This window comes from Nocardia citri, assembly GCF_054065835.1.
Genome location: NZ_JBSUQM010000010.1, coordinates 18,092 through 32,016 on the forward strand (window position 1 = coordinate 18,092; position 13,925 = coordinate 32,016).

The following is a 13,925-nucleotide window of genomic DNA, read 5'->3' on the forward strand; positions in this document are numbered from 1 at the left end:
GAACCGGATTGGTCCTGTTGTGCGACGAGTCTCACGCCGGGGGCTACCGTGTGTATAACGATGCGAGTGGAGGCAACCAGATGAGCGGCCCGTACGGACCGAACGACGCCCCTGGTCCCGGGGAGGGACGCAGCGATCCCACCCAGCAGTGGGGCGGACAGCAGGCACCCGGTCCAGCCGGGCCTACCCAGCAGTGGGGCAGTTCCCCGCAGGCGCAGCCGACTCAGCAGTGGGGCGATCCGAACGCGCAGCAGCAGTGGGGTCAGCCGAACCCGCAGAGCCAGCCCAGTCAGCCGCAGTGGGGTCAGCCGAACCCGCAGAGCCAGCCGAGCCAACCCCAGTGGGGCCAGCCGCAAAACGGTCAGCCGAGTCAGCCGCAGTGGGGCCAGCAGCCGACCCAGCAGGACTGGTCGGCGCAGCCGGGGCAGCAGCAGCCCTGGCAGCAAGGCCAGCAGCAGCCCTGGCAGCAGCAGACCCCGCAGCCGAGCAGCGGCGGCAAGAGCAAGGGTCTTTTCATCGGCCTCGGCGTGCTCGCGCTCGCCGTCATCGGCGCCATCGTGGTGCTCGTGCTCGTGTTGACCAGCAAGAACGAGCTCGACAAGGCCGCCGTTCAGGATGGCGTCAAGAAGGTGCTCTCGGATTCCTACGGCATCCAGGACGTCGCCGATGTCTCTTGCCCCTCCGGCCAGCAGGTCAAGGTCGACGCCACCTTCACCTGTGATTTGAAGGTCAGCGGCGAGCAGAAAAAGGTCACCGTCAAGATCACCAAGGACGACGGAACCTACGAGGTCGGCCGCCCGAGCTGACGGTTCGGGCCGGTGTCGACAGGTCGGCGAGCGGGTGCCGGTGGGGCGGCCCCGCTGCCCAACAAGTCCAGTGGACTGTGATGGCGTATTTGCGGTGAATGCCTCGCACAAGCTGCAACTTCTGTCCGAGTTGTCGTGTCACTTCGAACAAGCTGTAACCGCTGCGAGGCTGTTACCGGCGATGCGCGGCCCCATTCTTGTGCGTGACCAGGTGGTTACGCCGAATGCGCGGAAGTCAGTGCCGTGATCAGGCGGGTGATGGGGCTCTCGGCGTTGTAGGCGCCGGCCAGTTCGCTGAGACGGTTCGGGTCGGCGGGGGTCGTGGGGAGAGTATCCGGGCGGGACAGTTCCACATCGGCATCGCAGACGACCCGGGTCACCGGGGCGGCGGCCTTCAGGTAGGTTTCGGCGGCGCGGAGTTTGGCGCGAATGCCCTGGGCCAGGTCGGCGGCTGGGTCGTCGACGGCCGCAGTGAGCGCGTCAAGGGAACCGAAGCGGGAGATGAGCATCGCGGCGGATTTCTCGCCGACCCCGGCGACGCCGGGCAGGCCATCGGAGGAGTCACCCCGCAGGGTCGCCATATCCGCGTAGGCCGGGCCCGCATTCTCCAGTGGCACACCGTATTTCGCGGAGACCTCGGCGGGGCCGAACAGTTCTGCCTTGGCCAGGCCGCGTCCGGCGTAGAGCACGCGTATCGGCGGTGCGGGCTCGTCACGGACGAGTTGGAGCAGGTCCCGGTCGCCGCTGACGACCACTACCGGATCGGTGCGCTCACGGGTCGCCAGGGTCCCGAGCACGTCGTCGGCCTCGAGTCCGGCCGCCCCGCCGGTGGCGATGCCGGCCGCAGTGAGCACGTCGAGGATCATCTCGACCTGCGGGGTCAGGGTGTCCGGCACGTCCTCGGCGCCGGGTGCGGCATCGGCGGCGGTGTCGAGGCGGTGGGCCTTGTAGGTCGGCACCAGCGCCACCCTGAATGCGGGGCGCCAATCCATGTCGAGGCAGACAACCAACCGGCTCGGCCGGTGTTTGGTGATGAGCGAGGCGACCATATCGGTGAAGCCGCGCAACGCATTCACCGATCGGCCGTCGGGTGCGGTGATCTTCTCCGGAATCGCGTGGAACGCGCGGAACCACAGGCTCGCGCCATCGAGCAACAGCAGGGGCCCACCGGAAGTCGCAGTGTTCACGCCGCTGAGGCTACCTGTACGCAACGACAACCTCAGGTGATCGGTATTCGCATTCGGGTTGCTGTCGGTGGCGGGTAACGTCGGACGGTATGAGCTCGCACACGGAGTCCCGATTCGCGGCGGATGTCTACGGTGATCGACTCGAGCGGGCGGTGCAGTTGATGCGCGCCGCTCATCTGGATGCACTGCTGATCACGCCGGGGCCGGATCTGCGCTATCTCATCGGCTCGGCGGCGGAGTCTTTCGAGCGATTGACCTGTCTGGTGATCCCGGCCGATGGCGCCACCCCGTCGGTGGTCATTCCGAAGCTGGAGTTGGCGTCGCTGCAAGGTTCGGCCGCGGGTGAACTCGGTCTGCAGGTGCTGGATTGGGTCGACGGCGTCGATCCGTATCAGCTCGTGAAGTCGTCGCTGCACGTCGGCTCGCGGGTCGCGGTCACCGATGCCATGCCCGCACTGCATCTGCTGCCGCTGGCGGAATCGGTCAGTGGGCTGCCCACCTCCGCCACACCGGTGCTGCGGGAACTGCGAATGATCAAGGACCAGGCCGAAATCGAGGCACTGCGCCGCGCCGGTGCGGCCATCGACCGGGTGCATGCGCGGATGGGCGAATTCTTGCGCGTCGGGCGCACCGAGGCAGAGGTCGGCGCGGATATCGCGGCGGCCATCGTCGAGGAGGGGCATACCGAGGCTGCCTTCGTCATCGTCGGCAGCGGACCGCACGGCGCCGATCCACACCACAGCGTCTCCGGCCGTCGCATCGAAGCCGGGGATGTGGTGGTGATCGATATCGGCGGCCCGGTCGACCCCGGCTATTACTCGGATTCGACCCGGACCTACGTCCTCGGTGAGCCCGCACCGACCGTGGCCGCGCAATTCGGGGAACTGGAGCGCGCACAAGCCGCTGCGGTCGCCGCGGTCCGTCCCGGTGTCACCGCCGAGTCGGTCGACGCCGCAGCCCGAAACCTGTTGACCGAAGCCGGTTTCGGCCCTGCCTTCGTGCACCGCACCGGCCACGGCATCGGCCTCTCGGTCCACGAGGAACCCTATATCGTCGAAGGCAACAGCATGCCGCTGCAACCCGGCATGGCTTTCAGCATCGAACCCGGCATCTACTTCCGCGGTGAGTGGGGCGCACGGATCGAGGACATCGTTGTGGTCACCGAGGACGGCTACGAGTCGATGAATCAGCGGCCGCACGGGCTGACGGTGCTCTGAGCTGCCGGCGCTCCTGGGGTGCTGGCGAGGTCTGTTGTGAAGGTTCAGGCCGGGATGTGGGTCAGGGTGCTGCTGGAGAGTACGCGCTGGACTTTGATGGCGATCACGACGCGGGTCGGGTTCTCGCGGGGGACTCGGTAGCGGCCCGCGTATCGGTCGACCGCTTCGGCGACATTGTCCGGATCGTCGAGCACGGTGGCCGGGCCTTCCAAGGTGATCCAGCGGATTCCGTCGACCTGGCTCACCGCCGCGTAACCGGAACGCCGCACATTGCGCACCTTCACCGAGCCGTCATTGGTGATCACCCGCGCGATCCCGGCCTCCGGATCCCAAGTGAAACCCACCGCGACCACATGCGGCGTGCCATCGGCGCGCAGGGTGGTCAAGGTCGCGAGGTGTCGCTCGGCGACGAATTCGAGTGCGGCAGTGGACAGCGGTGCAGTGCTGGTCGGCATGCCCTGACGGTAGCGGTACGCGCAGCGTTCATCCCCGGCACCTACCGAGTCGATGCTGTTCGGTACCGACTGGTTCGTTCCAGTTCTGCTGCATGCTCGGATATTCTGACCGCCGAGATCGGCAATCGAGGGGTCGGGGATGCAGAGCACCGATGTCCAGTTGGCCGCTCGCCGGGCGGCCTCTGGGGCGAGGCGTCCTATCAGCTCGAGATCGTCTGACCTGGCGGATCGGTGTATCGGGATAGGGTGAAAGACTGGCGGCATGGGATCGCGTGGAATTGCCGAGGGGTCGGTGCTGGTACTCGGGGGCCGCAGTGAGATTGGGCTCGAGGTGGCGCGGCGGCTGGCGCCGGGACGGGTGGTGATACTCGCGGCGCGGCGCGGCGCGGAGTTGGCGTGGGAGAGTGCGGCGGTTGCGGCCGCCGGGGCCACGGCGGTGCATACCGTCGAGTTCGACGCAGACGATACCGCGAGTCATCCCGCGTTTCTGGAGAAGATGGCGGCCGAATACGGGCGCATCGGCGTCGCGGTGGTCGCATTCGGGGTGCTCGGGGATCAGGCGCGCGCCGAACGCGATCCGGCACATGCCATCGCGGTCGTGCACACCGATTACCTCGCGCAGATCAGCGTCCTCACCATCCTCGCGAATCTGCTGCGCGCACAGGGCAGCGGGCAGCTCGTCGTATTCAGCTCGTTCGCGGGCGCGCGGGTACGGCGAGCCAACTACGTCTACGGTTCGGCGAAGGCGGGACTCGACGGCTTCGCCAGCGGTCTCGCAGATGCCTTGTACGGCAGCGGCGTTCACCTGCTGCTGCTGCGTTGTGGGTTCGTCATCGGACGGATGACCGAGGGCATGGATCCGGCCCCGATGTCCAGTACCCCCGATCAGGTGGCGCAAGCGGTAGTGCGCGGTCTGCGTCGCCGTGCCGGTCGGGTCTGGGTCCCGGGCATCCTGCGTCTGGTCATCTTCGCGATCCGCTTACTGCCCCAACCTATCTGGCGTCGGATGCCGCGGTGAACGGGGGCGCGGTGACGATCGCTTGGGCTGGGCCGCCGATCGCTGTCGTCGGCATCGGCGCCGACGGGTGGGGTGGGCTCGGCGATGCCGCGCGCACAGCGGTCTCGGATGCCGAGGTGGTATTCGGGTCGGCGCGGCAACTCGAGCTGATTCCGCAGGACATCACGGTGGCGCGGCGGGAGTGGCCTTCGCCTCTGGTCCCCGCACTGCCAGGAATATTCGCCGACCAGACCGGGCGGCAGATATGCGTGCTGGCCAGCGGGGATCCGATGTTCTACGGCATCGGCGTGACATTGGCGCGCCTGTTCGGGGCGGGCCGCCTGCGGGTATTTCCGCAGGTGTCATCGGCATCGCTGGCCTGCGCGCGGCTGGGGTGGGCGTTGGCGGAAACTCCGGTGGTGAGCGCGGTGGGGCGGCCGGTGGAGACGGTGTTGCCCGAGCTGGCGGACCAGCGGCGGGTACTGGTGCTGAGCGCGGACCAGCACACACCGGGACGGCTCGCGGAACTGTTGCGGGACAATGGTTTCGGAGAGTCGACGTTGACCGTGCTCGAGCAGTTGGGCGGCCCGCGCGAACGGGTTGTGCGCGATCGCGCGACCGGGTGGGAGCTTGCGGCGGGTGATCGGCTCAATATCGTCGCGATCGACTGCGTCGCCGATCCGAAACACCCGCGGGCGACGCGGGTGCCCGGCCTGCCGGATGACCTCTTCGGCGGTGACGGTCAGCTCACCAAGTCCGAGGTCAGGGCATTGACATTGGCCGCGCTGGCACCCGCGCCCGGGCAACTGCTCTGGGACGTCGGCGGGGGTTCGGGCAGTATCGCGATCGAATGGTGCCGCACGCATCCGAGCTGTCGGGCGGTGAGCTTCGAGCGGCTCGAACACCGGCGGCGGCAGATCGCCGACAACGCCACCGCCCTTGGTGTTCCGCAGATCGATGTGCGTGGAGATATACGCACCGATACCGGAAAATCTACCGAATCAGCGACTCCGGACGCCATTTTCGTCGGTGGTGGGCTCACCCAGGATGGCGTACTCGAGACATGTTGGTCGCATTTGCGTCAAGGTGGTCGTTTGGTGGCAAATGCGGTGACCGCGGAATCCGAAGCGCTGCTGCTGGAGTGCGTCGCCGCGTACGGTGGGGAACTGCGGAAGTTCCAGATTTACCGGGCCGAAGCACTTGGCAACTTTACGACCTGGCGCCCGCAATTGCCGGTCACCCAGTGGACAGTTGTGAAATCGGTCTGAAGCCTCGCCCTGCCGCCGCCCAGGGGATCGTGCCCGGAATCAGTGGCAGGTTCAGTGCGGTTACCCGCCGGACGGCAGTTCTTTGACCGCGGGTGCAGCGTTGAGCGCGCGCACCTGTCCCAGGCAGCCCCCTCGGCTGGAACCGTCGGTGAACCGGAATCGGGTTTGCTGGGATATGGAGGGGAGCCGACGATATGGTCAGGGCTCACGATCGCAGCGCAAATCGGCTGTGTTGGGAGATCGATGAAGTACAAGAAGTTCGCCGCCACCGCGATAATGGCCGTTGCGGCCACCGGTAGTGCAGCGGGTCCGTCCGGCGCCCTCTGCGGTATCGATCTGCCGGTGGGTGCGCTGATCGGCCCGCTCATCGCGGGCCGTCCGAACCCGATCAACCCAGGCATCGCCTACTGCAGCGGGCAGCCGTGAAAACCCTGATTCTGGGCGGCACCCGGGAAGCCAGGGATATCGCCCACGTCGCCGCCGGCGAGCGAGGATTCGACATTGTCTCCTCGCTCGCCGGTCGTGTTCGCGACCCACTGCTGCCGGAGGGGAAGGTTCGGATCGGTGGTTTCGGTGGTGTCGAGGGCCTGCGGAAGTGGTTGGCGGATAACGAGATCGCTGTCGTCATCGATGCGACCCATCCGTTCGCGGGCACGATCAGTGTGAATGCGGCCGGTGCCGCGACGGATCTCGGCCTGCCGCTACTGCATGTGCGGCGGCCGGGCTGGTCCGAACAGCCTGGCGATCGGTGGGTCCGGGTGCCCGATCTCGACGCGGCCGCGCAGGCGGTTTCGGAGCTGGGGGGGCGCGTCTTCCTGACTATCGGCCGTCAGGGGGTTGCCGCCTTCGCGGGCCTGACCGAGCAGTGGTTCTTGATCCGCGCCATCGATCCGCCCACCGGCGCCATGCCGCCGCATCACGAATTACTACTCGCTCGTGGGCCCTTCACACCTGCGGATGAGCAGCGTCTGCTGACGCGACACCGGATCGAGGTGCTGGTCACCAAGGACAGCGGTGGCGACCAGACCGACGCCAAACTCGACGCCGCTCGCTCGGTAGGCCTTCCCGTGGTCGTCGTCGATCGTCCGGAGTTGCCGCCGGATGCGGTGGTCGTCGAAACCGCTGGCGAGGCATGGAAGTGGTTGCGGGATATCGCATCCGGTAGCTCGTAATCGACCAGGTTCAGGTTTGCGCCCGAGCCGTGTTCAGCGGCCGAGGAGTTCCGGCAGTCGGTCGAACCAGGCCAGCACGGTGCGCTCGTACCCGATACCGAATTCCAGCGTGGCCCGCTGATAAGGGGACATGTCGGTGTGGCTTCCGGCTTGGTAGCGGTCGAGGCGCTGCTTGTGAATTTCCTTGTTGGCGGCGATGATTCGATCGAGGTGATCGGGATCGACGTGCCCGCCGAAGGATAGCGTCAGTAGCAGCGGCACCCGAATGGTCTCCGCGCCGGGATCGCGGGTGATCCATTCGAGGAACGCTTCGCGACCGGCGTCGGTGATCTGATACGGCGTGCGCTCGCGCGCCCCGGTCACACCTTTCTCGACGAGTCCGGCCGCGTCCATGGCGGCCAGTTCCCGGTAGACCTGGCTTTGGGTAATGGTCCAGAAATCGCCGATCCGGTCCTGGGCCTGGGTGACCAGATCCCAGCCCGACATCGGACCGTCGTGCAGAAATCCGAGCAGCGACGCCGCCGTGGAATTCAGCGATTTGCGTTGTGTCGAGGTATTCGTCAACGTGCTGCTCCCTTCGCTCTAACGTTCCATAGTGGAATGTTATACGACTTGACCACGGGTCCTCGTCGCGCCGCCCGTGCCGGGGTAGTTTCGCTGGCGCTGGCGCTATCGTCACCGCTGTCGTACTCGGTGCCGGTCATGGATTGGGTTGGTCCCGGACTGCAGGAGATGGAACGCATCGCCCGTCCCGACGACTTCGCCGGACTGACCTCGGTGTGCTATTCGGTGAGCTACCTCGGTTTCGGTATTACCGTTCTCCTGGCATTTCTACACCAGTCTCGTGGTCTGGGGTATCCGATGATGTTCGCGGTCGCTGGTCCGGGGGCGATGGGATGCCTGGCGCTCGTGGCGCGCAACGATCGCGCCTGACAGGCGCTTTCGGCTTCGGTGAATGCAGCGGCGGAGAAGATGCCGATCAATTCGCTGATCGGCATCCTGGTCGCGGCTGCGGTCAGGCGTTCTTCGGCCGATAGTGCAGCTCGGTCACTCCGCACTCGAATCCGGTGGCGCAGACGAGGTCGAGTCGGGTGATACCACGGAAGACCGGCAGGCCCGCGCCGATCGCGTTCGGGTTGACGAACAGGTGCAGATCATGGTTGTCGCGGTCCGTCCGGCCCGCTGTTGTCGATGTCTTCAGCTTGGCCGAACCCGTTTCCGCAATGTTTTACGGTCTCCTGCGCAACCGGATCAGCGCTGGTAGCGGCGCGAAGTGTAGACCCTGGTGCCCTGGTCGGACTCGATGACGGCGGTGGTCGACGCACCGATGATCAGTAGTGTGCGCATATCGACCTCGACCGGATCCAACTCGGCGAGGGTGACCACACGGACCGATTCGGTGGGGCCGCCGACATCGCGACCGAGCACCACCGGGGTATGGGGCTTGCGATGCTCGAGCAGCACATCGCGCATCGCCGCGACCTGCCAGGTGCGCTGACTCGAGGCCGGGTTGTAGATCGCGATCGCCATATCGGCCGCGGCGACAGCCGAAAGCCGTTGCGCGACAACTTCCCAGGGCTTGAGTCGATCCGAGAGCGAAATCATCGCGTAATCGTGGCCGAGCGGCGCGCCGACCCGGCTGGCGACGGCATTGGCCGCGGTGAGCCCGGGCAGCACCCGCACCGGCACCCCGTGCCACTGTGGATCGGCGGATTCCTCGAGCACCGCCGCCGCCATCGCGAAAACCCCGGGATCACCCGAGGATACGACAACCACCTTCGCCCCGTGCTTCGCGAGGTCCAATGCCATGGCGGCGCGTTCGGATTCCACTCGGTTGTCACTGGCATGCCTGCGTTGACCGGGATGCGCGGGCACCCGATTGATGTAGGTCGTGTAGCCGACCAGGTCGGTGGCATCGGCGAGCGCGCGTGTGACCTCCGGCGTCGTCCAGTCGGGGGAGCCCGGGCCGAGCCCGACCACGACGACTTCGCCATGACTTCGCGCCGGATTCGGGCGGGACAGGGGAGCTGTCGGCTGCGGTCCGGCGACGAGGGCGCGGTCCGCCGCGGATCCGCCGCTCGCGTCGATGGTTGCGTTCGGGATCGGGGTGGTCGTCGGATCGACGGTGGGCTGCTGATTTTGCGTCGAATTCGCAAGGCGCAGTGAGGTTGTGGGCTGGGGGCCGGGGACGAGGGTGATCGAGAAGTACGGCACGTCCGCGTCGTCGACGTCGGCGGCGGCGAGCACCCGCTCGCGGGTACTGCTCGCGCGTTCGATGTAGTAGGCGTCGGTGAGGCGGCCGGAGTCCGAGAGGGCTTGTCGCACGCCGGGATAGGTGCGGCCGAGCTTCATGATGGCGGCCGCGTCGGTATCGCGGAGGCGACGGGTGAGTTCATCGGTGGGCATGGTGCCCGGTAGGACGGTCAGCACCTGCTCACCCTCGACGAGCGGGGTGCCGAGGGCGGCCGAGGCCGCGCTCACCGAGGTGATGCCGGGGATGATCTCGGCCTCGAACCGGTCGGCCAGCCGACGGTGCATATGCATATACGAGCTGTAGAACAGCGGATCGCCCGCAGCGAGCAACGCCACGGACCGGCCCGCCGCCAGATGGGTGGCCAGGCGTTCGGCGGCCTGTTCATAGAACTCGTCGATGGCGCCCTGATAGCCACCGGGGTGGTCGGTCGTCTCGGTGGTCACCGGGTAGATCAGGTGTTCTTCGAGTTGGCCCGCGCGCATATACGGTGCGGCGATGCCCCGTGAGATGCTGCGGCCGTGGCGGGCGCTGTGGAAGGCGATGACCTCGGCCTCGGCGATCACCCGCGCCGCCTTCACCGTCACCAGCTCCGGATCACCGGGGCCGAGTCCGACCCCCCACAATTTCCCGTTGCTCATTCCTGTTCGCTCGCAATCGCATTCAGTGCCGACGCGGTAATCGCGCTGCCACCACGTCGCCCACGTACCGTCAGATATTCGACCCCGCCGAATTCGGTCAGCGCATCCTTGGATTCGGCGGCGCCCACGAAGCCGACCGGAATACCCAGGATGGCGGCCGGTCGCGGCGCACCCGCATCGAGCATGTCGAGCAGATGGAACAGTGCCGTCGGTGCGTTCCCGATGGCGACCACCGCGCCCTCGAGGCGGTCACGCCACAACTCCAGCGCGGCGGCCGAGCGCGTATTGCCCATTGCCGCAGCCAGTTCCGGTACCCGCGGATCGGCGAGGGTGCAGATCACGTCGTTGTTTGCGGGCAGCCGCTTGCGCGTCACGCCGGACGCGACCATCTGCGCATCACACAGAATCGGAGCCCCCGCCCGCAGCGCTCCCCGCGCCGCCGCCACCACGCCCTCCGAAAACGCCACATCTTCGGCCAGATCCACCTGCCCACAACCGTGGATCATCCGCACCACCACCTGGGCCACATCCTGCGGAAACCTACCCAGATCCGCCTCCGCCCGAATCATCGCGAACGATCGCCGGTAAATCTCGGCCCCATCAGTGACATAAACGGACATGCGCACCACCATATGAGCCCTGCTTCCCCTTCCTCGGCGCGGGTCGAGAATGCGATGGTGGCGGTGAACCCCGACCGAGAGGCCACCTGCATCTATGCGTCTCCGGCGGATCAGGTTCGGGGGCGCTCGAGGATTCGGGACATGACGATGGAGCTGCGGGTGCGGCCTACTCGGGTGTTTTCGCGGATGCGTTCGACGGTGGATTCGATTTCGGCCATGTCGGTTGCCATGACGTGGACCAGGGCGTCGGCTTCGCCTGCGATGGTCCAGACGCCGACAACCTGGGGGATCGGTTCGAGGCTGCGGCGGAGTTCGGCGGGGGTGATGTTGTCGCGGTAGTAGACCTCGACGTAGGCCTCGGTGGTCCAGCCGAGGGCGGCGGGGTTGACCAGAGCGGTGAATCCGGTGATCTGGCGGCTGACGACCATCTTGTCGACGCGGCGCTTCACCGCGGGCGCGGACAGTCCGACGTTCGCACCGATCTCCTGAAACGAGGCACGCGCCGATCTGAGCAGATACCCAAGGATCTGCCGGTCGATGTCGTCCACGCCGCACCCGCCCTCGATCAACGCAATGATTCGCCGAATTCAGTCGATCATGCGCAATGAATCGTTATTTCTGACGCAATACTAGGCGAATTACCTTCGTGTCAGGGGAACGATCCGCGCCTACCTCCGGGAGACACGTTGAACTTTGTGACCACCCTCCGAATCGCGCCCGCGCGGCAGCCATCACCACGCCGGTTCGTGATGTGTCGTCCCGACCACTTCGATGTCTGCTACTCGATCAATCCGTGGATGAATCCGCGGGAGCCTGTCGATCGCGCGCTGGCGCTGGCGCAGTGGGAGACGTTGCGCGCGACTTTCGAGCACTACGGCCATCGCGTCGACGTGGTGCCGGGGGAGCCCGGTCTGCCCGATATGGTTTTCGCCGCGAACAGCGGCCTGATCGTGGGTGATCGGGCGATGTCGGCGCGGTTCACCCACGCCGAGCGGGCTGCGGAAGGTCCGGCGTATCACCGCTGGTTCGCGCAGCAGGGTCTGGTGGAGTTGGTCGGAGCGCAGGAAACCAATGAGGGCGAAGGCGATTTCCTCCTCGTCGGTGAGCGGATGCTGGCCGCGACCGGATTCCGGAGTTCGATTGCCGCGCACCGCGAAGTCGAGCGGTACTTCGAGCTGCCGGTGGTTTCGCTCGAACTGGTCGATCCGCGCTTCTATCACTTGGATACGGCGCTGATGGTCCTCGATGACACCAACGTCGCGTACTTCGCGCCGGCCTTCAGCGCGGCGAGTCAGGCAATTCTGGCCGAGTTCTATCCAGACGCGATCCTCGCCACCGATGCCGACGCGGTGGTTCTCGGGCTGAATGGTGTTTCCGATGGGCTGAATGTCTTCATCAGTAGTAGGGCCGACAACCTCGCTTCGGAGTTGCGTGCGCAGGGATACAACCCGGTGGGCGTCGATCTGTCGGAGTTGTTGAAGGCCGGTGGTGGGGTGAAGTGCTGCACGTTGGAGTTGCATGAGGATCCGCGGAGGGCACCGACGGCGGTGGCTTCCTGAGTTCGTGCGCGCTGCAGGAGGATTCGGTCGGAATGGGAGTTCGGTGCGCCAGCCGCAGCGACCCGGCTCGGCCGAATCGCCTCGATCTCCTCAGCGCGCGAGCTGCCCGGCCGTCATCGGAACGCTTCTCCTGAGTCGGGCGCTGTCCTCGCCGTGCCACGTGCCGCACAAAGGCGCCAGATCAGTGGCGATTTGGGCAGTGCTTGCCGGGGATGTCAGCTGATGCGGTAGCCGTTCTCGGTGGCGACGATGTCGGTCACCCGGCCGCGAGGACGTCCGCAGCGGCGGTCACAGCCAGACCAGTGTTGGCGGCCGGCGACTACGACATCGTCGGCGCTGCGGAGTTCGATGGTCGCGCCCGGGGCCGCTACCGCGCTGGGGGCCGATACCCGAGCGGACTCTACGGCCGCGGTGACGTCGGCGCGCACATCGGTGAGCGCCTTCGCGCAGCCTGGTTGGCCTGCGCAGGCGCTGACCAGGAGCCAGGGGGAGCTGGCGTCGAAGATCAGGCCCATCGGGGCGAGGACACGGACGACCTGTTCGGCGGGCCATTCCTCGAGATCGGTGATCACCAGGCTGCGCCAAGGGGTGATGAAGATAGCGCGTTCGATGGCGGCGATGAATTCGGCGATGCGGGCGGGCAAGGAGCCGAGGCGAACGGCCGCGCCGAGGCTCACCAGGCCATTGTCCTGGCCGAGCCAGCCGATCGGAATGTCATGGGCGGCATCGAATTCCAGGCGTTCGGGGCCGGGGGACAGGCCGAGGATGTCGATCACGCGTCGCGCACCTTCGTCGACTTCGTACAGTCGCCATCGACCCGAGCCCACATCGAGGAAGGCGTGTGCGGCGGCCAACATCACCTGCACCGCGTCGGACCGGGACACTCGGATGCCCGAATCACTACCCGCCAGCACGAGCGCGAATTCGCCAGAGTCCGTGGCATGCACACCGATATCGCCACCGAGTCGGCTGATATCGCCGCGGCCGTCGTCGAGGGTGAACAGCACGCGGCCGGGCAGTTCGGCCAACCGCGGTGCGGCGCGCAAACCCGTGTCGAGCGCCGCAACGAGCTCGTGCACGTCGGCCCAACCACCGATCCGACCCGAGAGCGGTGAGGCGACAATATTGCGCACCCGCTCATGCGTATCGCTCGGCAACAGCCCGGCGTCCGCCAACCGCTCACTCAGCGCGGCCGCATCACGCACCTGTCGCAACTGCACATTGCCCCGCGAGGTGAGCTCGATATTCCCGTCGCCGAGTTCGACGGCAGCCTCGGCCAAAATCAGCAACTGCCCCGGCTCCAACCGCCCACCGGGCAGCCGAATCCGGGCCAACGGCCCATCGGCGGCCTGATGCAGCCGCCGCACACCGGGACAGGAATCAGGATTCGAACGCGTCATGACCCACCCAGCCTACGACCCCGAGGCAATGCACCGGGCACGGCCGCGAGGTCCGAGCCGCCGAGTCACGGTCCAGTCCGAGCACGTCGCGGGCACCATGCCCCTCCGCGCCGATCGCTCCCCGCCCGAGCGGCGCGGCTGCGGCTTGGTTGGGTGCGGGGAAGACGTCCCGGACGATGCGGAAACCCATACCCGAGAAGGGGGATGTCACCGAATCATCGGATTGGAGGTCACGCGGTAGCATCTGGGTTGCTCGGCGGGCGATGAGGAAACCGGTGGAACTCCGGTGCGGTCGCGCCACTGTCGAAAGCCAGACCCTCTCCGGCGAGCACTGTAACCGATGGGCGCGTCA

Annotated in this window: 16 protein-coding genes; 8 read left to right on the plus strand and 8 right to left on the minus strand. The window is 66.7% G+C overall.

The annotated features are described in order from the left end of the window. Positions 1-80: 80 nt before the first annotated feature. Positions 81-806 (plus strand): DUF4333 domain-containing protein, encoded by a 726-nt coding sequence (locus ACW2Q0_RS16390; protein ID WP_457190938.1) that lies wholly within the window; start codon positions 81-83, stop codon positions 804-806. A gap of 215 nt (positions 807-1,021) precedes the next feature. On the opposite strand, the gene ACW2Q0_RS16395 is transcribed toward ACW2Q0_RS16390, so the two are convergent. Continuing rightward, positions 1,022-1,993 carry a 5'-3' exonuclease gene (locus tag ACW2Q0_RS16395; protein ID WP_457190940.1) on the minus strand — a complete coding sequence of 324 codons (972 nt, stop codon included), beginning with the start codon at positions 1,991-1,993 and terminating at the stop codon, positions 1,022-1,024. 89 nt (positions 1,994-2,082) lie between these two features. On the opposite strand from ACW2Q0_RS16395, the gene ACW2Q0_RS16400 reads away from it, so the two are divergent. Continuing rightward, positions 2,083-3,210, plus strand: coding sequence for a M24 family metallopeptidase (locus ACW2Q0_RS16400; RefSeq protein ID WP_457190942.1), 1,128 nt, complete (start codon positions 2,083-2,085; stop codon positions 3,208-3,210). A gap of 44 nt (positions 3,211-3,254) precedes the next feature. On the opposite strand, the gene ACW2Q0_RS16405 is transcribed toward ACW2Q0_RS16400, so the two are convergent. After that, positions 3,255-3,665: a PPOX class F420-dependent oxidoreductase gene (locus ACW2Q0_RS16405; RefSeq protein WP_457190944.1), complete on the minus strand. Its 411-nt coding sequence runs from the start codon at positions 3,663-3,665 to the stop codon at positions 3,255-3,257. A gap of 262 nt (positions 3,666-3,927) precedes the next feature. Here ACW2Q0_RS16405 and ACW2Q0_RS16410 point away from each other — a divergent pair, with 262 nt between their 5' ends. The 4 genes from ACW2Q0_RS16410 (at position 3,928) to ACW2Q0_RS16425 (ending at position 7,102) form a co-directional block, all read left to right on the plus strand. Beyond that, positions 3,928-4,683, plus strand: a complete 756-nt coding sequence (locus ACW2Q0_RS16410) for an SDR family NAD(P)-dependent oxidoreductase (protein ID WP_457190946.1) — start codon at positions 3,928-3,930, stop codon at positions 4,681-4,683. A gap of 17 nt (positions 4,684-4,700) precedes the next feature. Beyond that, a complete protein-coding gene (gene cbiE, locus ACW2Q0_RS16415; protein WP_457191201.1) occupies positions 4,701-5,930 on the plus strand; it encodes a precorrin-6y C5,15-methyltransferase (decarboxylating) subunit CbiE in 1,230 nt (409 codons plus the stop codon). A gap of 243 nt (positions 5,931-6,173) precedes the next feature. Beyond that, positions 6,174-6,356, plus strand: a complete 183-nt coding sequence (locus ACW2Q0_RS16420; protein WP_457190948.1) for a hypothetical protein — start codon at positions 6,174-6,176, stop codon at positions 6,354-6,356. Next, positions 6,353-7,102: a cobalt-precorrin-6A reductase gene (locus ACW2Q0_RS16425; protein ID WP_457190950.1), complete on the plus strand. Its 750-nt coding sequence runs from the start codon at positions 6,353-6,355 to the stop codon at positions 7,100-7,102. The genes ACW2Q0_RS16420 and ACW2Q0_RS16425 overlap by 4 nt, the downstream gene beginning before the upstream one ends. Positions 7,103-7,135: 33 nt before the next feature. Here the strand turns inward: ACW2Q0_RS16425 and ACW2Q0_RS16430 are convergent, their stop codons facing one another. Further along, a complete protein-coding gene (locus ACW2Q0_RS16430) occupies positions 7,136-7,666 on the minus strand; it encodes a PadR family transcriptional regulator (RefSeq protein ID WP_457190952.1) in 531 nt (176 codons plus the stop codon). A gap of 48 nt (positions 7,667-7,714) precedes the next feature. On the opposite strand from ACW2Q0_RS16430, the gene ACW2Q0_RS16435 reads away from it, so the two are divergent. Further along, positions 7,715-8,035 (plus strand): hypothetical protein, encoded by a 321-nt coding sequence (locus ACW2Q0_RS16435; protein WP_457190954.1) that lies wholly within the window; start codon positions 7,715-7,717, stop codon positions 8,033-8,035. 318 nt (positions 8,036-8,353) lie between these two features. Here the strand turns inward: ACW2Q0_RS16435 and ACW2Q0_RS16440 are convergent, their stop codons facing one another. The 3 genes from ACW2Q0_RS16440 to ACW2Q0_RS16450 form a co-directional block, all read right to left on the minus strand. Beyond that, positions 8,354-9,994 carry a precorrin-2 C(20)-methyltransferase gene (locus ACW2Q0_RS16440; RefSeq protein ID WP_457190956.1) on the minus strand — a complete coding sequence of 547 codons (1,641 nt, stop codon included), beginning with the start codon at positions 9,992-9,994 and terminating at the stop codon, positions 8,354-8,356. Further along, positions 9,991-10,614, minus strand: coding sequence for a precorrin-8X methylmutase (locus ACW2Q0_RS16445; RefSeq protein WP_457190958.1), 624 nt, complete (start codon positions 10,612-10,614; stop codon positions 9,991-9,993). The genes ACW2Q0_RS16440 and ACW2Q0_RS16445 overlap by 4 nt, the downstream gene beginning before the upstream one ends. A gap of 110 nt (positions 10,615-10,724) precedes the next feature. Beyond that, positions 10,725-11,162 (minus strand): Lrp/AsnC family transcriptional regulator, encoded by a 438-nt coding sequence (locus tag ACW2Q0_RS16450; protein ID WP_457190960.1) that lies wholly within the window; start codon positions 11,160-11,162, stop codon positions 10,725-10,727. 147 nt (positions 11,163-11,309) lie between these two features. Here ACW2Q0_RS16450 and ddaH point away from each other — a divergent pair, with 147 nt between their 5' ends. Next, the gene (ddaH, locus tag ACW2Q0_RS16455; protein ID WP_457190962.1) at positions 11,310-12,173 is read left to right on the plus strand and encodes a dimethylargininase; all 864 of its coding nucleotides are present in this window, start codon (positions 11,310-11,312) and stop codon (positions 12,171-12,173) included. Positions 12,174-12,388: 215 nt separating this feature from the next. Here ddaH and cobG read toward each other — a convergent pair whose 3' ends face one another. Together cobG and ACW2Q0_RS16465 are read right to left on the minus strand one after the other, a co-directional pair. Then, the gene (gene cobG, locus ACW2Q0_RS16460) at positions 12,389-13,573 is read right to left on the minus strand and encodes a precorrin-3B synthase (protein WP_457190964.1); all 1,185 of its coding nucleotides are present in this window, start codon (positions 13,571-13,573) and stop codon (positions 12,389-12,391) included. Beyond that, complete coding sequence (locus ACW2Q0_RS16465; RefSeq protein WP_457190966.1) at positions 13,554-13,784, minus strand: hypothetical protein; 231 nt, start codon at positions 13,782-13,784, stop codon at positions 13,554-13,556. The genes cobG and ACW2Q0_RS16465 overlap by 20 nt, the downstream gene beginning before the upstream one ends. Positions 13,785-13,925 lie beyond the last annotated feature (141 nt).

What these genes read in the sequence shown, in the direction of transcription:
- ACW2Q0_RS16405 (WP_457190944.1), bottom strand. Translation starts at nt 3,665, where the DNA reads ATGCCGACCAGCACTGCACCGCTGTCCACTGCCGCACTCGAATTCGTC.
- cobG (WP_457190964.1), bottom strand. Translation starts at nt 13,573, where the DNA reads ATGACGCGTTCGAATCCTGATTCCTGTCCCGGTGTGCGGCGGCTGCAT.
- ACW2Q0_RS16420 (WP_457190948.1), top strand. Translation starts at nt 6,174, where the DNA reads ATGAAGTACAAGAAGTTCGCCGCCACCGCGATAATGGCCGTTGCGGCC.
- ACW2Q0_RS16400 (WP_457190942.1), top strand. Translation starts at nt 2,083, where the DNA reads ATGAGCTCGCACACGGAGTCCCGATTCGCGGCGGATGTCTACGGTGAT.
- ACW2Q0_RS16390 (WP_457190938.1), top strand. Translation starts at nt 81, where the DNA reads ATGAGCGGCCCGTACGGACCGAACGACGCCCCTGGTCCCGGGGAGGGA.
- ACW2Q0_RS16440 (WP_457190956.1), bottom strand. Translation starts at nt 9,994, where the DNA reads ATGAGCAACGGGAAATTGTGGGGGGTCGGACTCGGCCCCGGTGATCCG.
- ACW2Q0_RS16445 (WP_457190958.1), bottom strand. Translation starts at nt 10,614, where the DNA reads ATGTCCGTTTATGTCACTGATGGGGCCGAGATTTACCGGCGATCGTTC.
- ACW2Q0_RS16410 (WP_457190946.1), top strand. Translation starts at nt 3,928, where the DNA reads ATGGGATCGCGTGGAATTGCCGAGGGGTCGGTGCTGGTACTCGGGGGC.